Here is a 23,470-nt window from a genome sequence, read left to right as displayed (position 1 = left end):
AACTTAAAAAGAACAGCCCCGCTGCAGATGCAGCGGGGCTGTTCCCTGGTTTTCCGTGGCCGTCAGCCGGCCAGGTCAACCGTGATCAGCAAATACTACTTGAGGATCTTGGTGACGCGTCCCGAACCAACGGTGCGGCCGCCTTCGCGGATAGCGAAGCCGAGGCCCTCTTCCATAGCGATCGGCTGGATGAGCGCAACGGTCATCTCAGTGTTGTCGCCGGGCATAACCATTTCTGTGCCTTCCGGCAGGGTGATAACGCCGGTTACGTCCGTGGTGCGGAAGTAGAACTGCGGGCGGTAGTTGGAGTAGAACGGGTTGTGACGTCCGCCTTCGTCCTTGGAGAGGATGTAGACGTTAGCCTCGAAGTCGGTGTGCGGGGTGATGGAACCCGGCTTGACGACAACCTGGCCACGCTCGACATCGTCGCGCTTCAGACCGCGGAGCAGGAGGCCACAGTTCTCGCCGGCCCATGCTTCGTCGAGCTGCTTGTGGAACATCTCGATACCGGTAACCGTGGTCTTCTGGACCGGGCGGATGCCGACGATCTCGACCTCGGAGTTGATGGCGAGGGTTCCACGCTCGGCGCGGCCCGTAACAACGGTGCCACGGCCGGTGATCGTGAAGACGTCTTCGATCGGCATCAGGAAGGGCTTGTCACGGTCACGGATCGGGTCCGGAACGGACTCGTCGACAGCTGCCATGAGGTCCTCAACGGACTTGACCCAAACCGGGTCGCCTTCGAGGGCCTTCAGGCCGGAAACGCGGACAACCGGAGCCTCATCGCCATCGAAGCCCTGCGAGCTGAGCAGCTCACGAACTTCCATTTCGACGAGATCGAGGAGTTCCTCGTCATCAACCATGTCTGCCTTGTTCAGCGCGACCAGCAGGTAGGGAACGCCAACCTGGCGGGCAAGCAGAACGTGCTCGCGGGTCTGAGCCATCGGGCCGTCAGTGGCGGCAACCACGAGGATTGCACCGTCCATCTGAGCAGCGCCGGTGATCATGTTCTTGATGTAGTCAGCGTGACCCGGAGCGTCTACGTGTGCGTAGTGGCGCTTCTCGGTCTGGTACTCAACGTGGGAGATGTTGATGGTAATGCCGCGCTGACGCTCTTCGGGTGCAGAGTCAATCGACGCGAAGTCACGCTTCTCGTTGAGAGTCGGGTACTTGTCGTACAGCACCTTGGAAATGGCGGCCGTCAGCGTCGTCTTACCGTGGTCAACGTGACCAATGGTACCGATGTTAACGTGCGGCTTAGTCCGCTCGAACTTTGCCTTTGCCACAGGTTCCTCCTAGAACGTTTTCAAATGACTTACCCTTCGGCCGCGCTTGTCGCGGCAGAAACTCCAGTAAGTCTACTTGGGGGGCTTTGGATTGGTGAAATTGCAGATTCAGGTACTAATGCTAGTGCCTAGAGCCTGTTCGTGCAGGCGGCCGAACTCCGGCCTGGCCGGACTACAGCTGACCGGAGTCCGGCCACTTGCACCAGATGAATCCCCGCTGGCGGAGACGCATCCGAGTTTTTGCTGCTGCGATGCGTCCTAGGGACTACTCGCCGCGGTTCTTCTGGATGATCTCGTCGGCAACTGCCTTCGGGACCTCGGCGTAGCTGTTGAACGTCATGGAGTACACAGCGCGGCCCTGGGTCTTCGAGCGCAGGTCACCGATGTAGCCGAACATGCCGGACAGCGGGACGTGCGCGCGAATGACCTTGACGCCCTGGGCATCCTCCATGGACTGCATCTGGCCACGGCGGGAGTTGAGGTCACCGATAACTTCACCCATGTATTCCTCAGGGGTGCGGACCTCGACATCCATCAGCGGTTCGAGCAGAACAGGGTTCGCCTTGCGTGCGGCTTCCTTGAAAGCCATACGGCCGGCGATCTTGAACGCCATTTCCGAGGAGTCAACATCGTGGTAAGCGCCGTCAATCAGCGTTGCCTTGATGCCGACAACCGGGTAACCGGCCAGGACGCCGTCGTTCAGCGCATCCTGGATACCGGCGTCGACCGACGGGATGTACTCGCGCGGAACGCGGCCACCGGTGACCTTGTTCTCGAACTCGTACAGCTCGCCACCTGAGGTGTCCAGCGGCTCGATCGCGATCTGGATCTTTGCGAACTGGCCGGAACCACCGGTCTGCTTCTTGTGCGTGTAGTCGTGACGCTCGACAGCACGCTTGATGGTTTCGCGGTAAGCAACCTGCGGCTTGCCAACGTTCGCCTCGACCTTGAATTCGCGGCGCATGCGGTCCACCAGGATGTCCAGGTGGAGCTCGCCCATGCCGGCGATGATGGTCTGGCCGGTGTCTTCGTTGAGGGAGACCTGGAAGGTCGGGTCCTCAGCGGAGAGCTTCTGGATAGCCGTGGAGAGCTTCTCCTGGTCACCCTTGGTGTTCGGCTCGATCGCAACCGAGATCACAGGCTCCGGGAAGCTCATGGACTCGAGGACAATCTGGTTGGCCGGATCGCACAGGGTGTCGCCCGTGGTGGTGTCCTTCAGGCCGATCGCTGCGTAGATGTGGCCGGCGGTAGCGCCCTCGACGGGCATTTCCTTGTTGGCGTGCATCTGGAACAGCTTGCCGATGCGCTCCTTCTTGCCCTTGGTGGAGTTGACCACCTGGGAGCCTGCTTCCACGTGACCGGAGTACACGCGGATGAAGGTGAGCTGGCCGAAGAACGGGTGCGCGGCGATCTTGAAGGCCAGCGCGGAGAACGGCTCTTCGGAGGAAGGCTTGCGGGTCAGTTCCTTCTCTTCGTCGCGGGGATCGTGACCGATCATCGGCGGGACGTCGAGCGGGTTCGGCAGGTAGTCCACCACAGCGTCGAGCATCGGCTGGACGCCGCGGTTCTTGAACGCAGAACCACAGAAGACCGGGTAGATCTCGGAGTTGATCGTCATCTTGCGGATGCCGGCCTTGAGCTCGTCGATGCTGATCTCTTCGCCTTCGAGGTACTTCTCCATGAGTTCCTCGGAGGACTCGGCAACAGTCTCAATGAGCTGCGCGCGGTACTCGTCGGCCTTCGCCTGGAGGTCAGCCGGGATCTCGCGGATCTCGTACTTGGCACCCATGGTGACGTCACCCTTGGCGTCGCCGGGCCATACCAGCGCACGCATGTAAAGGAGGTCGACGACGCCGATGAAGTCGTTCTCGGCGCCGATCGGCAGCTGCATGACGAGCGGCTTGGCACCGAGGCGGCTGATGATGGTGTCGACGGTGAAGTAGAAGTCAGCGCCGAGCTTGTCCATCTTGTTGACGAAGCAGATGCGCGGGACGTTGTACTTGTCAGCCTGGCGCCAAACAGTCTCAGACTGCGGCTCCACGCCTTCCTTGCCGTCGAACACGGCGACAGCGCCGTCGAGGACGCGCAGGGAGCGCTCAACCTCAACGGTGAAGTCCACGTGGCCGGGGGTGTCGATGATGTTGATCTGGTTGTTTTCCCAGAAGCAGGTCACGGCGGCAGACGTGATGGTGATGCCGCGTTCCTTTTCCTGTTCCATCCAGTCAGTCGTCGAAGCGCCGTCGTGCGTTTCGCCGATCTTGTGGTTCACACCTGTGTAGAACAGGATGCGCTCGGTAGTAGTGGTCTTGCCGGCATCGATGTGGGCCATGATGCCGATGTTGCGGACCTTGCTAAGGTCGGTAAGCACGTCCTGTGCCACGGTGTCTCCCTTTCGGATGGACTGCACGTTCGCCGCCGGCTCAGTCGAGCCGGCGGCGTCCGGGAAGTATTACCAGCGGTAGTGTGCGAAGGCCTTGTTGGACTCGGCCATCTTGTGGGTGTCTTCGCGACGCTTCACAGCGGCACCGAGACCGTTGGAGGCATCCAGGATCTCGTTCTGGAGGCGCTCGGTCATCGTCTTTTCACGGCGAGCCTTGGAGTAGCCGACCAGCCAGCGGAGGGCGAGGGCCGTCGAGCGACCCGGCTTGACCTCGACCGGAACCTGGTAGGTGGCGCCACCAACACGGCGGGAGCGGACCTCAAGCGAAGGCTTGACGTTCTCCATGGCCTTCTTGAGGGCTGCAACGGGGTCGCCGCCGGACTTGGCGCGAGCACCTTCGAGGGCACCGTAAACGATGCGCTCTGCGGTGGACTTCTTGCCGTCAACCAGCACCTTGTTGATGAGCTGGGTAACCAGCGGGGAGCCGTAAACGGGATCTAGAACTAGCGGCCGCTTGGGGGCCGGACCCTTGCGAGGCATATTACTTCTTCTCCATCTTTGCGCCGTAGCGGCTGCGGGCCTGCTTACGGTTCTTGACACCCTGGGTATCGAGGGCGCCACGGACGATCTTGTAGCGGACACCCGGAAGGTCCTTCACGCGGCCGCCGCGGACGAGCACAATGGAGTGCTCCTGCAGGTTGTGGCCTACACCGGGGATGTAAGCGGTGACTTCAATGCCACCGTTGAGGCGCACACGTGCAACCTTACGCAGAGCCGAGTTCGGCTTCTTCGGGGTCGTCGTGTAAACGCGGGTGCAAACACCGCGACGCATCGGGCTGCCGTTAAGCGCGGGGGCCTTGGTCTTTTTGACCTTAGGCGTGCGGCCCTTGCGGACCAGCTGGTTAATCGTAGGCACTCTCGTGTTCTCCGTTTTATCCGGAGCGGCCGTTGGCGGACGCTCTCTTGTCGCTGCGCCTCGCCGCCCGAGCCTTGAAGTTCTCTCCAGAGCAGCTGAGGCGAAGCCTTAATAGTCGGACCGCACGCCGGGTTCCAAGGACTTTCGACCCAAATTGCCCCTAGGCATGCGAAAATGTGGCATACGTTGCACAAGAACCCTGCAAACCGGAAACGTCGTCCTGGTTAAGCTTTTCAGCTGCAACCGGCGCACTCATCCACTGCCACAATAACAATTAGTCTCCATTCTACCACGGGCGGCTCCCAGCCCTTAATCGCGCCCTTAGTCACGCCCCCGCTGCCCAACTGACTCGCAGCTGAGGCCGTTTTGGGGACCCATAACGACCTCAGCTGCCAGCTAGTTGGGCAGACAGGAAGGGCCCCGCCCCCGCCCCGCTGAAAGCAGAGTGGTGACGGGGCCCGACGCCAGCTATCGGCTAGCGGAAGTCGCTGCCGAGATCGTAGTCATCCAGCGGGATGGCGTGGAACTCGGGAGCTCCGTCGCCGCCCAGGGTGTCGTAGGAGAAGTCACTGAATGCGCTGGGGCCGGTGAACAGGTTGGCCTTTGCTTCTTCAGTGGGTTCCACGGTGACCTCGGTGTAGCGCGGGAGACCCGTGCCGGCCGGGATGAGCTTACCGATGATGACGTTTTCCTTGAGGCCGAGCAGCGGATCGCTCTTGCCTTCCATGGCCGCCTGCGTCAGGACGCGGGTGGTTTCCTGGAAGGAAGCTGCGGACAGCCAGGACTCGGTCGCCAGGGACGCCTTGGTGATGCCCATGAGCTCGGGACGGCCGGAAGCCGGCGTCTTGCCCTCGGACACAACGCGGCGGTTGGCCTCTTCGAAACGGCTGCGTTCGGCGAGCTCGCCGGGCAGCAGATCCGATTCACCGGATTCGATGACCGTGACGCGGCGCAGCATCTGGCGGACGATAACCTCGACGTGCTTGTCGTGGATACCGATGCCCTGGCTGCGGTACACGCCCTGGACTTCGTCCACCAGGAACTTTTGCGCGGCACGGGGACCCATGATGCGCAGCACCTGCTTGGGATCGACCGGGCCGTTGATGAGCTTCTGGCCGACGCTGACGTGGTCGCCGTCTTCGATGAGGAGCCGTGAACGGCGCAGCACCGGGTAGGCGATCTCTTCGGAACCGTCATCCGGGGTGATGACCAGGCGCATCTGGCGCTCGGACTCTTCGATGGCGATGCGGCCGGCTGCTTCAGCAATCGGTGCAACACCCTTCGGAGTACGGGCTTCGAAGAGCTCCTGGATACGGGGCAGACCCTGGGTGATGTCGTCGCCGCCGCTGGCCGAAACTGCACCACCGGTGTGGAACGTACGCATGGTCAGCTGGGTGCCCGGCTCACCGATGGACTGTGCGGCGATGATGCCCACTGCCTCACCGATGTCGACGGTCTTGCCCGTGGCCAGCGAACGGCCGTAGCACAGGGCGCAGGTGCCGACGCTGGACTCACAGGTGAGTACGGAGCGGACCTTGACCTCGGTGATGCCGGCTGCGAACAGTTCGGCAATGACGACGTCGCCGCAGTCGGTGCCGGCCGCCGCCAGGACCTTGCCCGAGGCGTCGAGGACGTCCACGGCCAGGGTACGGGCGTAGGCGCTGTTCTCGACGTTCTCGTCCAGGACGAGCTCGCCGTTGGCGTCAGCGACGGCGATGGCGGTCACCAGGCCGCGCTCCGTGCCGCAGTCCTCTTCGCGGACAATGACGTCCTGCGAGACGTCCACCAGACGACGGGTCAGGTAACCCGAGTTGGCGGTACGCAGGGCGGTGTCAGCCAGACCCTTACGGGCACCGTGCGTGGCGATGAAGTATTCCAGCACCGACAGGCCCTCACGGTAGGAGGACTTGATCGGACGCGGGATGATTTCACCCTTCGGGTTGGCCACCAGGCCACGGATACCCGCGATCTGACGGACCTGCATCCAGTTACCACGTGCGCCGGAGGACACCATGCGGTTGATGGTGTTCATCGGGGACAGGCTGTCACGCATCGCCTGGGCGATCTCGTTCGTGGCCTTGTTCCAGATCTCGATCAGTTCCTGGCGACGCTCGTCGTCGTCGATCAGGCCCTTGTCGTACTGGCCCTGGATCTTGGCAGCCATGGTCTCGTAACCGGCAAGGATCGCCGGCTTGGACTTGGGCACCTCGATGTCGGAGATGGCAACGGTGACGCCTGAACGGGTGGCCCAGTAGAAACCGGCATCCTTCAGGTTGTCCAGCGTTGCCGCCGTGACGACCTTCGGGTAGCGCTCGGCGAGGTCGTTGACGATCCGGGACAGCTCGCCCTTATCGGCAACATCCTCAACCCACGGGTAGTCCGCGGGGAGCGTCTGGTTGAAGATGACCTGCCCGAGGGAGGTCTCCACCAGTGCGGTCTGACCGGGCTCCCAGCCCTCCGGGGCTTCCCAGCCGGCGTAGGGCACGAAGCCCTCGAGGCGGATCTTGACCTTGGAGTTCAGGTGCAGCTCGTGGAGGTCGTAGGCCATGATGGCTTCCGCAACCGAGGAGAAGATCCGGCCTTCGCCAGCTGAACCGACACGCTTGGTGGTCAAGTGGTAGAGACCGATGATCATATCCTGCGACGGCAGGGTCACCGGGCGGCCGTCCGACGGCTTCAGGATGTTGTTCGAGGACAGCATCAGGATGCGTGCCTCGGCCTGGGCTTCGGGGCTCAGCGGCAGGTGGACTGCCATCTGGTCGCCGTCGAAGTCGGCGTTGAAGGCGCCACAAACCAGCGGGTGAAGCTGGATTGCCTTGCCTTCGACGAGCTGCGGCTCGAACGCCTGGATGCCGAGGCGGTGCAGGGTAGGTGCACGGTTCAGCAGCACGGGGTGCTCGGTGATGATCTCTTCGAGGACGTCCCAGACCTGCGGGCGGTAACGCTCCACCATCCGCTTGGCCGACTTGATGTTCTGTGCGTGGTTGAGGTCAACCAGGCGCTTCATCACGAACGGCTTGAAGAGCTCCAGGGCCATCTGCTTGGGCAGACCACACTGGTGCAGCTTCAGCTGCGGGCCGACGACGATGACCGAACGGCCGGAGTAGTCGACGCGCTTGCCGAGGAGGTTCTGGCGGAAACGGCCCTGCTTGCCCTTGAGCATGTCGCTCAGGGACTTCAGCGGACGGTTGCCCGGTCCGGTGACCGGGCGGCCGCGGCGGCCGTTGTCGAAGAGGCTGTCAACAGCTTCCTGAAGCATGCGCTTCTCGTTGTTGACGATGATCTCCGGGGCACCGAGGTCAAGCAGGCGCTTGAGACGGTTGTTGCGGTTGATCACGCGGCGGTAGAGGTCGTTGAGGTCGGAGGTCGCGAAGCGGCCACCGTCCAGCTGGACCATCGGGCGCAGTTCCGGCGGGATCACCGGGACGGCGTCGAGCACCATGCCGAGCGGGCTGTTGTTGGTGGTCAGGAAGGCGTTGACCACCTTGAGCCGCTTCAGGGCACGCGTCTTGCGCTGGCCCTTGCCGTTGGCGATGATGTCGCGCAGCATGTCGGACTCGGCCTGCATGTCGAAGTTCTCAAGACGCTTCTTGATGGCCTCGGCACCCATGGAGCCTTCGAAGTACATGCCGTAGCGGTCGCGCAGTTCGCGGTACAGACCCTCGTCACCTTCGAGGTCGGCGACCTTAAGGTTCTTGAAGCGGTCCCAGACCTGCTCGAGGCGCTCGATTTCGGCGTCGGCACGCTTGCGGACGTTCGCCATCTGGCGGTCAGCGGAGTCGCGGGCCTTCTTCTTGTCGGCAGCCTTGGCGCCTTCGCCTTCGAGGCGTGCGAGCTCGTTCTCGAGGTCGCGGGCGATCGTGGCGATGTCGGAGTCGCGGTTGTCGATCAGCTGCTTCTTCTCGATGTCGTGCTCAACCTGGAGGTTGGGCAGTTCTTCGTGGCGGCTGTCGGCGTCGACGCTCGTGATCATGTAGGCGGCGAAGTAGATGACCTTTTCGAGGTCCTTCGGTGCCAGGTCAAGGAGGTAGCCCAGACGGGAGGGAACGCCCTTGAAGTACCAGATGTGCGTGACCGGGGCGGCCAGCTCGATGTGGCCCATGCGCTCACGGCGGACCTTGGCGCGGGTGACTTCAACGCCACACCGCTCGCAGATGATGCCCTTGAAGCGCACGCGCTTGTACTTGCCGCAGTAGCATTCCCAGTCGCGGGACGGGCCGAAGATCTTCTCGCAGAAGAGGCCGTCCTTCTCGGGCTTGAGCGTGCGGTAGTTGATGGTTTCCGGCTTCTTAACCTCGCCGTACGACCAGCCACGGATGTCTTCCGCGGTGGCGAGGCCGATCTGCATGAGGCCGAAGGAGGATTCGCTGGACATATGGTCCCTGTTCTCTCTTGTTCTCTAAATTCTGAAGTCTTGGGTTACGGGAAGAGGGAGGACTCCGACGGCGGACGGGAACCGCCCGCCGTCGGAAGCCTGCTAAACCTCTTCTACGGAACTGGGCTCTGCACGAGACAGATCGATGCCCAGTTCTTCCGCAGCCGTGAAGACTGCGTCATCAGAGTCACGCATTTCAATTGTGGTTCCGTCCGTGGAAAGCACTTCCACGTTCAGGCACAGCGACTGCATTTCCTTGATCAAGACCTTGAAGGACTCAGGAACGCCCGGCTCGGGGATGTTCTCGCCCTTGACGATGGCTTCGTAGACCTTCACGCGACCGTGGATATCATCCGACTTGATCGTGAGGAGTTCCTGGAGCGTGTAGGCGGCGCCGTAAGCTTCGAGCGCCCACACTTCCATTTCACCGAAGCGCTGGCCACCGAACTGTGCCTTACCACCCAGCGGCTGCTGCGTGATCATGGAGTACGGGCCGGTGGAGCGTGCGTGGATCTTGTCGTCCACCAGGTGGTGGAGCTTCAGGATGTACATGTAGCCGACCGAGATCGGATCCGGGAACGGCTCGCCGGAGCGGCCGTCGAACAGACGGGTCTTGCCTGAGGAGTTGATCAGACGGTCGCCGTCGCGGGTGACGTTGGTGGAATCGAGCAGGCCCGTGATTTCCTCTTCACGAGCACCGTCGAAGACCGGCGTTGCAACAGTGGTCTGGCCACTCTCGCGCGGCAGGTTCGGCAGCTGCTTGACCCACTCGGGCTCGCCTTCGATCTTCCAGCCGGTCTTGGCAACCCAGCCGAGGTGCGTTTCGAGCACCTGGCCGACGTTCATACGGCCCGGAACACCCAGCGGGTTCAGGACGATATCAACGGGGGTACCGTCGGCAAGGAAGGGCATGTCCTCGATCGGAAGGATCTTGGAGATAACACCCTTGTTGCCGTGACGGCCGGCGAGCTTGTCGCCGTCGGTGATCTTGCGCTTGGCGGCCACGTACACGCGGACCAGCTGGTTGACGCCCGGGGGCAGCTCGTCGTCGTTGTCGCGGTCGAAGACGCGGACACCGATCACGGTGCCGGACTCGCCGTGCGGGACCTTCAAGGAGGTGTCACGCACTTCGCGGGACTTCTCACCGAAGATGGCGCGCAGCAGGCGCTCTTCCGGGGTCAGCTCGGTCTCGCCCTTGGGGGTGACCTTACCGACCAGGATGTCGCCGGCCTCAACTTCGGCACCGATGTGGATGATGCCGCGCTCGTCCAGGCCTGCCAGGACTTCCTCAGACACGTTGGGGATGTCACGGGTGATTTCCTCGGCACCAAGCTTGGTGTCGCGGGCATCGATCTCGTGCTCCTCGATGTGGATCGAGGACAGGACGTCCTCGGCCACGATGCGCTGGGACAGGATGATCGCATCCTCGAAGTTGTGGCCTTCCCATGACATGAATGCCACGAGCAGGTTCTTACCGAGGGCGAGCTCGCCCTGGTCCGTTGCCGGGCCGTCAGCGATGATGCCGCCGACCTCCAGGCGCTGGCCTTCGTTCACCAGGACACGGTTGTTGTAGCAGTTGCCCTGGTTGGAGCGGGCGAACTTGTTGATGCGGTAGTTGGTTTCCGTGCCGTCGTCGTTGAGCATAATGACGAGCTCGGCGGAAACCTCGGTGACCACACCGGCCTTCTTCGCGATGGTGACGTCACCGGCGTCGACGGCGGCGGCGCGCTCCATGCCGGTGCCGACGAACGGCGCCTCGGAGCGGACCAGCGGCACGGCCTGGCGCTGCATGTTGGCACCCATGAGTGCACGGTTAGCATCGTCATGCTCGAGGAACGGGATCAGGGCGGTTGCCACGGACACCATCTGGCGCGGGGAAACGTCCATGAATTCGACGTCGGCGGCGGGGACCAGCACGGGCTCGCCTCCACCACCGCGGGCACGGACCAGGACGGTCTCTTCGGCGAAACGCTTGTTCTCGTCGAGCGGGGCGTTGGCCTGAGCGATCAGGACCTCGGCTTCGTCGTCGGCGGTGAGGTACTTGACCTCATCGGAAACGACGCCCTCGGAGACAAGGCGGTACGGGGTTTCGATGAAACCGAACGGGTTGATGCGTCCGTAGGAAGCCAGCGAACCGATCAGACCAATGTTCGGGCCTTCAGGAGTTTCGATGGGGCACATACGTCCGTAGTGGGACGGGTGCACGTCACGGACTTCCATGCCGGCACGGTCACGGGACAGACCACCCGGGCCAAGCGCGGACAGGCGGCGCTTGTGGGTCAGACCCGAGAGCGGGTTGTTCTGGTCCATGAACTGGGACAGCTGGGAAGTTCCGAAGAACTCCTTGATGGCTGCCACAACGGGACGGATGTTGATCAGGGTCTGCGGCGTGATGGCCTCGACGTCCTGGGTCGTCATGCGTTCGCGGACAACGCGCTCCATGCGGGACAGGCCGGTGCGGACCTGGTTCTCGATGAGCTCGCCGACGGCGCGGATGCGGCGGTTGCCGAAGTGGTCGATGTCATCGATCTCGACGCGGAGCTCGTGGTCCTGGCCGTCGCGCTTGCCCATGAGGGTCTTCTCGCCGGCGTGCAGGGCAACCAGGAACTTGATCATGGCCACGATGTCTTCAACGTGCAGGACCGAAGCTTCCTTGTCGCCAAGGGAGCGGTCGATGCCAAGCTTGCGGTTGATCTTGTAACGGCCGACCTTGGCCAGATCGTAGCGCTTGGAGTTGAAGTACAGGTTGTCCAGCAGGGACTGGGCAGCCTCAACCGTGGGCGGCTCGCCCGGGCGCAGCTTCCGGTAGATGTCCAGCAACGCGTCTTCGCGGGTCTCGGTGGCGTCCTTCTCCAGCGTCGCGCGCATGGAGTCGTACTGGCCGAATTCCTCGAGGATCTGACCTTCGGTCCAGCCGAGGGCCTTCAGCAGCACGGTGACGGACTGCTTGCGCTTGCGGTCAAGACGGACGCCGACCTGGTCGCGCTTGTCGATTTCAAGTTCGAACCAGGCGCCGCGGGAGGGGATGATCTTCGCAGTGAAGATGTCCTTGTCACTGGTCTTGTCGGCGGTGCGCTCGAAGTAGGCGCCCGGGGAGCGGACCAGCTGGGAGACAACGACACGCTCGGTGCCGTTGACGACGAAGGTGCCCTTCTCGGTCATCAGCGGGAAGTCACCCATGAACACGGTCTGCTGCTTGATTTCGCCCGTGTTGTTGTTCATGAATTCGGCCTTGACGTACAGCGGGGCCGAGTACGTTGCGTCCCGGTCCTTGCACTCGGCCATGGTGTATTTGGGGTCAGCGAACTCCGGCTCGGAGAAGCTCAGGGACATGGTGCCCTGGAAGTCCTCGATCGGGGAGATCTCTTCGAAGATGTCAGACAGACCCGAGGTGGTGGCGACGCTGAGGTCGCCTTCTTCGACGGCCTTCGCCACGCGCGCCTGCCAGCGTTCGTTTCCGACCAGCCAGTCAAAGCTGTCCGTTTGCAGGGCGAGCAGATTCGGAACATCAAGAGGTTCGTGAATCTTTGCGAATGAGAGCCGGCGAGTGGCACCATCGGTGCTGTCGGCATTGATAGCGGTAGCGTTGTTTACATTAGAGGTGCTCGAGGCGACCAAGAGGGATCCTTCCACAGACCTTCAGGCGTTGTCAGATCTCCCCCGTTATGCACCCTGCAGAATGACTCCACAGTGCTACCAGTCCGGTTCCGCTATATGACCCGGGACCCGCGCTGCCCACGCTGGTGCACGTTGTAGACGGCACATTGATGGAGCAGCTGTCAGGCTAAGCCCACCGCTATATGAAGGCTGAAGGTAAACAGGGAAGACGCAAATATCTACGATACGGCAAAGCAACCTACTTGTCTACCCCACTTCCGGCGGGATTGCAAGCACGAAGTTTGGCGGATGTTGCTCGGACGCTGCACAGAGGACGCTGTGCAGAGGCTGTGCGGCCGCTCCCCCGGCGTCCGGCCTGTGTCATGCCGTAGCGCGGCCCGGGGCCGAATGGATACGTGATGGGGCTCACGATAACGTAGACATTAAGCCGTCATAGAGCCGTCGTAGATCGGAAGAGAAGACCATGAGCAATCCTGCAGACAACAACGACGTTGTCATCCTTGCCGCCGCCCGCACCCCCCAGGGGCGCCTGAACGGGCAGCTGGCCAGCTTCACCGCCGTCGAACTCGGCTCCCATGCCATCAAGGCCGCCTTGGCCGCCAGCGGCGTCAAGGCGGACCAGGTGGACAGCGTGATCATGGGCCAGGTCCTGCAGGCCGGGGCGGGCCAGAACCCGGCCCGCCAGAGCGCCATCGGCGCCGGCATCGGCTGGAACGTCCCCACGGTGACCATCAACAAGGTCTGCCTCTCGGGCCTCACCGCCGTGATCGACGCCGCCCGGATGATCCGCAGCGGCGACGCCACCGTGGTGGTGGCCGGCGGCCAGGAATCCATGACCCGCGCCCCGCACGTGCTGCCCGGCTCACGGCAGGGCTGGGCGTACGGCACGGTCCAGGCCCTGGACGTGGCGGCGCACGACGGCCTCACCGACGCCTTCGACGGGCAGTCCATGGGGCTCTCGACGGAAAGCAAGAACCTGACCCTCGGCATCGACCGGGCTTCCCAGGACGAGGTCGCGGCGCAGTCGCACCAGCGCGCCGCCCGGGCCGCCAAGGACGGCGTCTTCGATGGCGAGATCGCTGCGATGAGCGTCAAGCAGCGCAAGGGCGACCCCATCGCCGTCACCTCCGACGAAGGCGTCCGGCCGGACACCACGGTTGAGTCGCTGGCCGGCCTGCGCGCGGCGTTCGTCACGGACGGCACCATCACCGCGGGCAACTCCTCCCCCCTGTCCGACGGCGCTGCCGCCCTGGTGCTGTGCAGCCGGAAGTTCGCCGAGGACAACGGCCTTGAGTACCTGGCCGTGGTCGGCAAGCCCGGCCAGGTCGCTGGACCGGACAACTCGCTGCACTCCCAGCCGTCCAACGCCATCAAGAGCGCCCTGGACAAGGCCGGGTGGACGGTCGCCGACCTCGACTTCATCGAAATCAATGAGGCGTTCGGCTCCGTGGCGGTGCAGTCCCTGAAGGACCTGGGCTACCCGCTGGAGCGGTGCAACATCCACGGTGGGGCGATCGCCCTCGGCCACCCGATCGGGGCCTCCGGCGCGCGGTTGGCCCTGCACGCGGCGCACGAACTCAAACGCCGGGGCACCGGCAAGGCCGCCGTGTCGCTGTGCGGCGGGGGCGGCCAGGGCGAGGCGCTGCTGCTGTACCGCGACTAGGGCCGGACTGCGACCAGGGCCGGACTGCGACCAGGGCTGAACTGCGAGTAGGGCTCAACTGCGGCTGACCCGGCAACCGCCGGGTTCAGGAGTTCCAGGGAGGGATTTTGGCGGGCATGGCAGAGCAGACAACAACCGGCGGCGGCCGCGAGCGGTTCCTGGCCGATGCCGCGGCCCGCGGCCTGGACGTCGAGATCGTGGAACGCCTCGCCGCCCGCAGCCTCGAGGAAGCGGCCGATATCCTCGGGATCCGGCCGGCGGATATCGTGAAATCCCTCGTGGTCAAGCACAAGGACGGCAGCTTCCTGTTCGCGCTCGTGCCCGGCGACCGGCAGATCTCCTGGCCCAAGCTGCGGGCGCTGCTGGGCGTCAACAAGCTCTCGCTCCCGACGGCGGAAACGGCGTTCGAGGCCACCGGCTACGAGCGCGGGACCATTACGCCGCTCGGCAGCACCCGGCCGTGGCCGGTCTACGCCGACCAGACCATTACGGGCCGGCGTATCTCCATGGGAGCCGGGGAACACGGCTACAGCGCGTTCGTCGACGCGGACGCCCTGACGGCGGCCCTGGGGGCCGTCGTCGCCGACATCACCGAACCCGGTTAGCCGAACCACCCCAACTGGCCCAGCCGGGTTAAAAGCAACGCCGGGCCCGGCGGTGCCAGATACGTCGACTGCTCCGTAACTGCCCTTATGGGTGCTGAAAACGGCAGTTACGGAGCAGTCGACGCTGCTGGGCCGCGTCAGGCCGTGACCGTGAGCGGTGCCCCGTTGACGGTGAGCCGCCAGTTGGCCTCGCTGAAGACGGCGACGTCCAGGGTGCCGTGGTCCACCACGTAGTCGATGATGCGCTGCCGGATCTCCTGCTGGCTGTTCGAGAGCACCGGAGCGGTCTTGACGGCCGGGAAGTTCCCGCCGCCGCTTTGCCGGTAGTTGTTGATGGCCAGGGCAAATTCCTGCTCGGGCCGCAGCGTCTGGCCGCCGTAACTCAGATTGGCGATCCTGTCCCCTGCCGGCCGGGCGAGGTCGATCTCATAGTTCAGCGGAGCGTCGAGTCCGTAGACGACGTCGTAGTTATAGTCCGGTGTGCCGTTCGGGGCCACGGCGGTCACGGCGTTGGTGACGTCCGCGGACCTGGCCGTGGTGCCGGTCACCGGTTTGAAGTACTGCGCGGACCACTCCAGGTAGTCCTTGACCTGGGCACCGGTGACCTTGATGGAGAGCAGGGTGTTGTCGAAGATGTACAGCCCTGCGACGTCGCGGATGGTCAGCGGTCCGGCCTTGACGTCGACGGCGCGGGAGAATGCCGCCGCAATGGACAGCACGGGCAGCCCCGCCGCGGGTCCGTTGGCCAGCTCGGCCTTGATGGTGCTGGCCTGGACGTAGTTGATGGCGTCGATCGCGGCGGAGTCCTCCCAGCAGGCGGTGGCGGTGCTGAGCGGGGCCGTGGAAGTGCCGATCACCTCGTTGACGTATCTCACCGTGGCCTCGTGCCCGGCCTGAACGGCCCGGACGACGGCGGGATCGGCGTCGACGGTCTTGGCGTCCAGCAGGAGCGAATGCGCCGAGGTGACGGTCCACTGGCCCTTCTCCCTGGCGAGTTCGAGGTCCATGACGGACACCCGCATGCCCCATTTGAGCGGCTCGGTCAGGAGGACCTGCTTGCCGGTGGCTTTGTTGGTCACAAAGCGCTCCGGGATTTCCAGATGGGCGTGCCCGACCAGGATGGCATCAATGCCGGGGACTTCCTCGGCGAGCTGGGTGGAAGCGTTCTCCGGGAAGGGCAGGGCGTCGCCGTAGGACGATCCGGGGGTCGCGCCGGAGTGGCTCGTGACGATCACGATGTCGGCGCCGGCGGTTTTGACCTGCGGGATGACCGTTTTGGCTTCCTCGACGATGCCGTTGAAGTCGAGCTTTCCCTGGACGTTGTCGCGGTCCCAGAGCGCGCACCCCGGCGTCACGAAGCCGACCAGTCCGACCGTCAGCCAGCCGTTGTCTGTCTTGACCCGTTTGAGGACGTAGGGGGTGAAGGCGCGGCCGCCTGTGACGGCGTCGTGGACGTTGGCGCCCAGGAGCGGGAAGTTCAGTTGCTTCTCCCAGGTGCGCAGAAGCGGAATGCCGTAGTTGAACTCGTGGTTGCCCAGCCCCACGGCGTCGTAGCCGATCGTGTTCATGGCCAGCGCCATGGGGTGTTTCACGGTTGCGGAGATCGGGCTGATCTTGGCGAAGTAGTAGGCCAGTGGCGTGCCCTGGATGGTGTCCCCGGCGTCGATGGTCAGCGTGTTCGCGGCGCCGCGCTCGGCCCGCATGGCGTGGATCAGGGTGGCTGCCTGGGCGATCCCGATCTTGTTCCCGGCGGTGTCGGCGTAGGCGGTGTTCTTGAAGTAATCCCAGTTGAAGACGTTGTTGTGCAGATCGGTGGTGCCGAGCACGGTCAGCGTGAACTGTTTCTTGCCGCCGGGCTGGCCCCCTTCTGATTGTTTGCCGGCGGCCTGTGCTGCCGGGGCCCCGGCCAGCGCGGCAGCGGCGGCGCCCCCGCCCACGAGGGCTGCTGTGAGCATGGCGCGGCGGGAGAAGGAATCGTGAGGGTCCGTCATTGTGGGTGAACTCCTGAGCGTTGGGGGCCGGTGGGCACAAATCCAGAGTCTAGGGGCGTGCCAGCAAGTGCGACAGTGGTATCAGAAAATCCTTGCCTAATCCTTGCACTCCGTTCACCCGGCGCCCGGAGGTACAGGTTCTGTCCATCGATCCCGTCAAGCCATGATGGAGTTCGGCCCGGGAACGCAGGAAACCCCGCCCACCGGAGTGGACGGGGTTCCCGTGAAGCAGTGCGGACCGCGAAGGATCCGGACGGCGAAAGTTACTTGAGGGTAACGGTGGCGCCGGCAGCCTCGAGCTGCTCCTTTGCCTTCTCGGCAGCTTCCTTGGTGGCACCTTCGAGAACAGCCTTGGGAGCGCTGTCAACCAGGTCCTTGGCTTCCTTGAGGCCCAGGGAAGTGATGGCGCGAACTTCCTTGATCACTGCGATCTTCTTGTCGCCAGCAGCTTCGAGGACGACGTCGAAGTCGGTCTTCTCTTCGGCTTCCTCAGCAGCAGCGCCACCGGCGGGGCCGGCAACGGCAACAGCAGCAGCGGTAACTTCGAAGGTCTCTTCGAAGAGCTTGACGAACTCGGAGAGCTCGATGATGGTCAGTTCCTTGAAAGCTTCAATGAGCTCTTCGTTGGTGAGCTTCGCCATGGTGTGGCGTCCTTCCTATAGTGGTGCCCGGCGGGCCTGAGGCCCGCAGTGGCACCGGAGTCTTATGGAGAAGAGAGTTAGTTCTCTTCGGGGGCTGCGGCTTCGGCCGGTGCGGCCTCGGCTGCTGCATCTGCTGCGGGAGCTTCTTCAGCGGCGGGTGCTTCGGCTGCTGCCGGTGCACCGTTCTCTTCTTCAAGCTTGAGGCGCAGTGCGTCGATGATGCGTGCAGCAGCGGCAGCAGGAGCCTTGAGGACACCTGCAACCTTGGCGAGCTGCAGCTCACGGGACTCGAGTGCTGCCAGGGCAGCAACTTCGCTGGCGTTCAGTGCCTTGCCTTCGAAGTAACCGGTCTTGATGACCAGCTGCTTGTTGGCCTTGGCAAAATCCGTCAGGCTCTTGGCAGCGGCAACTGCGTCACCCTTGATGAACGCGATTGCAGTGGGGCCGGCGAGCTGACCGTCGAATGCTTCGACACCAGCTTCCTTGGCTGCAATAGCGGTCAGGGTGTTCTTGACGACCGAGAACTTGGTTTCCTGGCCGAGAGAAACACGCAGCTGCTTGAGCTGTGCAACGGTGAGCCCACGGTATTCGGTCAGGACAGCGGCGGTCGATTCCTTGAAATCGTTAGTGATCTCAGCTACTGCTGAAACCTTGCTAGGCGTTGCCATAACCCTCCTTCCGGGGATAGTGCCGGTGTGTCCGGGTCCCCGCTCAAAAGAGCTAAAAACTAAAAACGCCCCGCGCAGATGCACGGGGCTTGTCTCGACGCAGTCCATGACCGCGGAGCTTTGCTTCGTTCACCTGCGCCGGCCGCCCTATGTTCAGGGTCCTTCGTCCGGAAACCTACTGTGTTCTCCCGGCGCGACTGCAGAAGTGAGTCTTGCTTGGGAGAGTGGATTTCCAACAACCGACGGTCTTTGGTCCTCCCAGCTTACGGGACACCGTGCGCGTGCTCCAAATCGGGCCCGCTCGGGAGCCCGTGCCCGGGAATCAGCGCGCACGAGCCGGCCGCCGGCCCTCAGCTGACAGACGGGCCGAAGTTGGGAAGTTCCTTCTGCCAGAGACCGGTCACGCCGGCTGTCGTGAATCCCAGCTGCTGGTTGACCTTCAGCAGGTAGCGGTTCTCCGGGGCGTTCCAGGTGTAGAGGACCCGCGCGTCCGGGAACTGTTCGCTGAGCCGCTCCATGTTAGCGACCTTGATCAGGAGGCCGAGCTTGTTGCCGCGGTGTTCCTGCAGCACGACGGTGTCGTCCTGGAACACGACGTCGGGGCGCAGCGCGAGGACACTGATGGTGGTCAGTCCCACGAGAGTCCCGCTGGCGATGTGCTCGACGGCGGTCACCACCGTCCGGCGGCCCTGGGCAATGGTCACCTCCTCCGCTTCGCGGAGGATGCCGCCGTCGAACACCATCTCTTCGGCATCCGGCCCCGGCACTTCGTCCTCGCCTGCCTGGTTCTCCAGGGCGGCGACTGCCTCGAGCCACTGGTCCGGGCAGCGGTCGGTCCAGTGGTGCAGGCGGTACCGGCCGGCGTTGGCTTCCTCGGCTTCCGCCTCCAGTTCGGCGACGAGCTTGCTGTCCAGGGGCAGGGCGCAGGAACTGAACTGTTCAATGTGCTGCAGCGTGTATCCGGTGTGGCGGGCGAACTCGACGTCGCGGCTTCCCAGCGGGACAAACCCGACACCGCTTCCGGGCACCAGCTGCTCGGCCTCCGGGTCCGTCAGCGTCGATCCCGGGTGGTTGGTGTCGATCAGGATGGTGTGGCGGCCCTCGTCCCGGGCGAAATGCTCTGCGGCTTCGAGCAGTTGCCGCCCCACACCCCGGCGCCGGTATTCCGGAAGGATGTCGAGGGTAAATTCGGCAAGGTCCAGGTTGTCTACAAGCGGCAGGGCGATGTCCGCTGTCCCGACGATCACGCCGTCGACCTTGGCCACGAGGATCACCTGGCGTTCGTAGGGGTCCGCCATCTCCAGCAGCTTCTCCTGCGGCGCGTAGGCGAGGTCATCGGTACCCCAGGTCTGCATCCTGACCCTTCGCCCCACTTCGATAGCGGCGAGAAAGTCAGCGGCATCGGGCGCGTCGAGGGAATCGGGGATCCACAGCTGCTCAATCCGTACATCGTCTGCCATAGAGGGCATCATCCCAGCCGTTCTGCCACCCGCCATCGGTACGGCCCGGTTCTGACCGGGCTTTCAACCGCCAGCATATGCTGGTTTGGGCTGCTGTTCCATTGGTGACGCGGGCCAGTTTCCGGCCGCTTGGGCGCACGGTCGCTGCGGAGCTCAGTTCGGGGTGCCCGCACCGGCCCCTACAACAGAGCGCTGCCATTCGCCGTCGTACCCCGCAGGCTTGAAGCCCAGTGCGATGTTGATACCAAGCATGTGGTCGTTCTCGGCGGCATTGAAGGTGATGACCCGCTGCACCTCGGGATAGTCGTCATGCAGCCGGCGCAGGTTGAGGATCTTGACGAGGATGCCGAGTCGGTGGCCCCGGTGGCCGGCCGCGACCAGGGTGTCGTCCTGGCTGGCCAGCCAGGGTTTGTCGGCGGCGACCTGAAGGACGGTGTAGGCGGCGAGCTCACCGGTGTCCCGGTGCCGCGCCGCCGCGACGAGGGAGGACAGGCCGGCCCGCCGCCAGGTGTCCTCGACGTGGCGCACGCGCGCGACGTCCCACCTTTCCGGCTCGTAGCTGAGCGCGCCGGTGGGAGCGTCGGTGCTCATGCGCGACATCAGCACGGCCAACTGGGCGGCATCTTGCTCCGGGCACGAATCGCTCCAGTGCAGGAGTTCGTAGTCCCCCGCGCGGGCCAGGGCGTCCCTCGCCAGAGCATCGAGGTCCGCGGCCGCCGGAACCTCCAGCGCGCTGAAGCGTTCCACCTGCTCCAGGCGGTAGCCGGCCCGTCCGGCAAACCGGACGCCGGACGCACCGGCCGGAAGCGCCCCGGTCCCGGTGGCCGGCTTGATGAGGTTCGGACCGTCGACGTCGAAATCGGCCGGGTGTTCCGTGAACGTCTGCAGCATGGTCCGGCCGTCGCCGGCGGCCAGCGCTTCGGCGTGCTGCAGCAGTGCCCGGCCGATCCCGCGGCCGGCGAAGGAATCGAGAACGTTCACGTGCAGGAGCGCACTGCTGAGGTTTTCCTGCAGTTCGTAGCGGACCCACGAGCGGGCCACCATGCGCCCGTCGACCCGGACGAAGAAGAGCCGCAGCCGGCTGTAGGGGTTGTCCCGCCAGTACTGGAGCCGGGCCGCCGCGGATGCTGAACGGTCCAGGTTTCCCCAGGTCTGCAGGGCGAGCTCGTCACAGAGATCTACGAATTCACGGAACTCCGCCGCGTCGGCGGCGTCAAGGTCCGCGGGCAGGGAAAGCTGCTCGATGAGGTACGGCGGCGTAGTCACTGGGAAATCCTAACCGGCGGCCCGGGCGCCTCCAAGCGTTTCCGCAGGGGCACCTGGTTTCCGCAGTGGCACCTAGTTTCCGGGTGCAGGAGGGGATTCCCGCGCCGGATACGGCAAAAGGCCGCCCCGCAGTTGCGGGACGGCCTTTTGCTGGAAACTGGTGACGCCCTGAAGCTGGCGACGCCGTGGATCCGGTGAGGATTAGACCTCGGTCAGGACCTTGGTGACGTTGGGGTCAACCGAGATGCCCGGGCCGAACGTGGTGGCCACGGTGGCCTTCTGGATGTAGCGGCCCTTGGAAGCGGACGGCTTGAGGCGCAGGACCTCTTCCAGAGCGGCTGCGTAGTTCTCGGCCAGCTTGACGGCGTCGAAGGACACCTTGCCGATGATGAAGTGCAGGTTCGAGTGCTTGTCGACGCGGAAGTCGATCTTGCCGCCCTTGATGTCGTTGACGGCCTTGGCGACGTCAGCGGTCACGGTGCCGGTCTTCGGGTTCGGCATCAGGTTACGCGGACCCAGGACCTTACCGAGACGGCCAACCTTGCCCATGAGGTCAGGGGTGGCAACGGCGGCGTCGAAGTCGGTCCAGCCGGCTGCGATCTTTTCGATCAGGTCATCGGAACCAACGAAGTCGGCGCCGGCAGCGATTGCTGCCTCAGCCTTGTCGCCCGTTGCGAAGACGAGGACGCGGGCAACCTTACCGGTGCCGTGCGGCAGGTTAACGGTGCCGCGGACCATCTGGTCGGCCTTACGCGGGTCAACGCCCAGGCGGAAAGCGACCTCAACGGTGGCGTCGAACTTGGACGGGTTGGTGTCCTTGGCGAGCGTCACTGCCTCGAACGGCGCGTAGAACTTCTCCGCGTCGATCTTGGCCGCGGCTGCCTCATATGCTTTGCTGCGCTTTGCCATGCTGCTTATTTCTCCTTGTGCAGTTGTGGTCTGCGGACCGCGCTGGGCCCTGCCACAGGCGGCATTCCGGCTGGTTTGTCCATCCCGGAATTCCGCTCTTCAATGTTTAGGTGTTGCCGGCGGACCGGCGGTGCTGACCGGCGTCGTGATCGGTTTTGCGAACCCGGCGCATCAGCGGTGGGGAACTAACCCTCGACGGTGATACCCATGGAGCGGGCGGTGCCGGCGATGATCTTCGCTGCGCCTTCGAGGCTCGTGGCGTTGAGGTCTTCCATCTTGGTGGTGGCGATCTCGTTGACCTGGGCCTGGGTCAGCTTGGCAACCTTGACGGTGTGCGGGGTCGGTGAACCCTTGGCAACGCCTGCAGCCTTCTTGATGAGCTCTGCAGCCGGCGGGGTCTTGGTGATGAACGTGAAGGAACGGTCTTCGTAGACCGTGATTTCCACGGGGATCACGTTGCCGCGCTGGGCTTCCGTCGCAGCGTTGTACGCCTTGCAGAATTCCATGATGTTGACACCGTGCTGGCCAAGCGCAGGACCGATCGGCGGGGCCGGGTTAGCGGCACCTGCCTGGATCTGCAGCTTGATGAGGCCGGTGACCTTCTTCTTGGGAGCCAATGTAGGTCCTTCTCTCAAATACGTCCTGGGACACAGGAGCGTGCCTCAGGTTGGTGGCCGCCATGGCAAGGCGGCCGGCCGCTCCGTGGCTGCTAAGCGGGCAGCCCGGGGCGAATTCTTGTAGTCCAGCTAGATCTTGCTGACCTGGTTGAACGCCAGCGTGACCGGAGTCTCGCGTTCGAAGATGGACACCAGCACCACGAGGGTCTGGGAGTCGATCTTGATCTCGGAGATCGTGGCCGGAAGGGTCTCGAACGGGCCCTCCTTGACGATGACGGATTCGCCAACCTCGAAGTCGACGTCCACCTGGGCGGCAGCGTGCTTGACGGGCTTGCCCTTCTCGGCCTGCTCTTCTTCGAAGACCGGGGCGAGCATGGAGAAGACCTCATCGAGGCGCAGCGGGACCGGGTTGTGGGCGTTGCCCACGAAGCCGGTGACGCCGGGGGTGTGGCGGACGGCGCCCCAGGATGCGTCCGTCAGGTCCATGCGGACCAGGACGTAGCCGGGGATGCGGACGCGGTTGATGACCTTGCGCTGAGCGTTCTTGATCTCAACGACTTCCTCCATCGGAACCTGGATTTCGAAGATGTAATCTTCCATGTCCAGGGTCTGGATGCGGGTCTCAAGGTTGGCCTTGACGCGGTTCTCGTAGCCTGCGTAGGAGTGGATGACATACCAGTCACCCTCCTGGCGGCGCAGCTTGGCCTTGAACTCTTCGGCGGGGTCGACGTCGGCCTTGGCGGCCGCTGCTGCCAGCGCGTCGGTATCTTCTTCAGCTTCGCCCGTTTCGGCGTCAGCATCGGTGTCTTCTTCAGCGTCGACGTCGGCGGCAACTGCTGCCTCTGCGTCTTCTTCCGCGGCTACGGCCTCGTCAGTGACGTCGGATTCGGGTGCAGCAGACACAGCCTCGGACTCTTCCGCGGCTTCCACCGCGGCGTCCTGGCTCTTATCCAGCCCAGTCTCAGTTACCTCGAGCTCCTGCTCAGACACTTGGTCTCCTGCTTCCTCATTGCCTAACATGCCTATTTAAATGACTCAATTCCGCACACCCCGCGGAATCTCCGGTTTCCCGGGG

Annotated in this window: 16 protein-coding genes; 2 read left to right on the top strand and 14 right to left on the bottom strand. The window is 63.9% G+C overall.

Features of this window, described 5'->3' with window-relative positions; all coding sequences use genetic code 11:
• Window positions 1–95: 95 nt before the first annotated feature.
• The 6 genes from tuf to rpoB form a co-directional block, all read right to left on the bottom strand.
• Complete coding sequence (gene tuf, locus ACVWYS_RS03680) at window positions 96–1,286, bottom strand: elongation factor Tu (RefSeq protein WP_116765100.1); 1,191 nt, start codon at window positions 1,284–1,286, stop codon at window positions 96–98.
• A 265-nt stretch (window positions 1,287–1,551) separates the two neighbouring features.
• Window positions 1,552–3,666: an elongation factor G gene (gene fusA / locus ACVWYS_RS03675; RefSeq protein WP_091252105.1), complete on the bottom strand. Its 2,115-nt coding sequence runs from the start codon at window positions 3,664–3,666 to the stop codon at window positions 1,552–1,554.
• 69 nt (window positions 3,667–3,735) lie between these two features.
• A complete protein-coding gene (rpsG, locus tag ACVWYS_RS03670; protein WP_011692813.1) occupies window positions 3,736–4,206 on the bottom strand; it encodes a 30S ribosomal protein S7 in 471 nt (156 codons plus the stop codon).
• A gap of 1 nt (window position 4,207) precedes the next feature.
• Window positions 4,208–4,582 (bottom strand): 30S ribosomal protein S12, encoded by a 375-nt coding sequence (gene rpsL, locus ACVWYS_RS03665; RefSeq protein ID WP_018773658.1) that lies wholly within the window; start codon window positions 4,580–4,582, stop codon window positions 4,208–4,210.
• A 475-nt stretch (window positions 4,583–5,057) separates the two neighbouring features.
• Window positions 5,058–8,957, bottom strand: a complete 3,900-nt coding sequence (locus ACVWYS_RS03660; protein ID WP_344368214.1) for a DNA-directed RNA polymerase subunit beta' — start codon at window positions 8,955–8,957, stop codon at window positions 5,058–5,060.
• 102 nt (window positions 8,958–9,059) lie between these two features.
• Complete coding sequence (rpoB, locus tag ACVWYS_RS03655; RefSeq protein WP_116765102.1) at window positions 9,060–12,575, bottom strand: DNA-directed RNA polymerase subunit beta; 3,516 nt, start codon at window positions 12,573–12,575, stop codon at window positions 9,060–9,062.
• Window positions 12,576–13,038: 463 nt separating this feature from the next.
• Here rpoB and ACVWYS_RS03650 point away from each other — a divergent pair, with 463 nt between their 5' ends.
• The gene (locus ACVWYS_RS03650) at window positions 13,039–14,238 is read left to right on the top strand and encodes an acetyl-CoA C-acetyltransferase (protein ID WP_116765103.1); all 1,200 of its coding nucleotides are present in this window, start codon (window positions 13,039–13,041) and stop codon (window positions 14,236–14,238) included.
• Between the two features lie 116 nt (window positions 14,239–14,354).
• A complete protein-coding gene (locus ACVWYS_RS03645) occupies window positions 14,355–14,843 on the top strand; it encodes an aminoacyl-tRNA deacylase (protein WP_456508446.1) in 489 nt (162 codons plus the stop codon).
• Window positions 14,844–14,980: 137 nt separating this feature from the next.
• On the opposite strand, the gene ACVWYS_RS03640 is transcribed toward ACVWYS_RS03645, so the two are convergent.
• From ACVWYS_RS03640 to nusG, 8 genes are all read right to left on the bottom strand, one after another.
• Window positions 14,981–16,834, bottom strand: a complete 1,854-nt coding sequence (locus ACVWYS_RS03640) for a bifunctional metallophosphatase/5'-nucleotidase (RefSeq protein ID WP_456508445.1) — start codon at window positions 16,832–16,834, stop codon at window positions 14,981–14,983.
• A gap of 263 nt (window positions 16,835–17,097) precedes the next feature.
• Entirely contained in the window at window positions 17,098–17,475 is a 378-nt protein-coding gene (rplL, locus tag ACVWYS_RS03635; protein WP_091251969.1) for a 50S ribosomal protein L7/L12, read from the bottom strand.
• A 77-nt stretch (window positions 17,476–17,552) separates the two neighbouring features.
• Entirely contained in the window at window positions 17,553–18,143 is a 591-nt protein-coding gene (rplJ, locus tag ACVWYS_RS03630) for a 50S ribosomal protein L10 (protein ID WP_091251967.1), read from the bottom strand.
• Window positions 18,144–18,493: 350 nt separating this feature from the next.
• Complete coding sequence (locus ACVWYS_RS03625; protein ID WP_091251966.1) at window positions 18,494–19,603, bottom strand: GNAT family N-acetyltransferase; 1,110 nt, start codon at window positions 19,601–19,603, stop codon at window positions 18,494–18,496.
• A gap of 153 nt (window positions 19,604–19,756) precedes the next feature.
• On the bottom strand, window positions 19,757–20,869 hold the full coding sequence (locus ACVWYS_RS03620) for a GNAT family N-acetyltransferase (protein ID WP_456508444.1): 1,113 nt from the start codon (window positions 20,867–20,869) through the stop codon (window positions 19,757–19,759).
• Between the two features lie 201 nt (window positions 20,870–21,070).
• A complete protein-coding gene (rplA, locus tag ACVWYS_RS03615) occupies window positions 21,071–21,778 on the bottom strand; it encodes a 50S ribosomal protein L1 (protein WP_116765107.1) in 708 nt (235 codons plus the stop codon).
• A 185-nt stretch (window positions 21,779–21,963) separates the two neighbouring features.
• Window positions 21,964–22,395: a 50S ribosomal protein L11 gene (gene rplK / locus ACVWYS_RS03610; protein ID WP_024365990.1), complete on the bottom strand. Its 432-nt coding sequence runs from the start codon at window positions 22,393–22,395 to the stop codon at window positions 21,964–21,966.
• A gap of 129 nt (window positions 22,396–22,524) precedes the next feature.
• Window positions 22,525–23,385, bottom strand: coding sequence for a transcription termination/antitermination protein NusG (gene nusG / locus ACVWYS_RS03605; RefSeq protein WP_116765108.1), 861 nt, complete (start codon window positions 23,383–23,385; stop codon window positions 22,525–22,527).
• Window positions 23,386–23,470: the final 85 nt, after the last annotated feature.

Source organism: Arthrobacter sp. TE12231, assembly GCF_054062895.1.
This window is presented reverse-complemented; position numbering and strand designations above follow the sequence as displayed.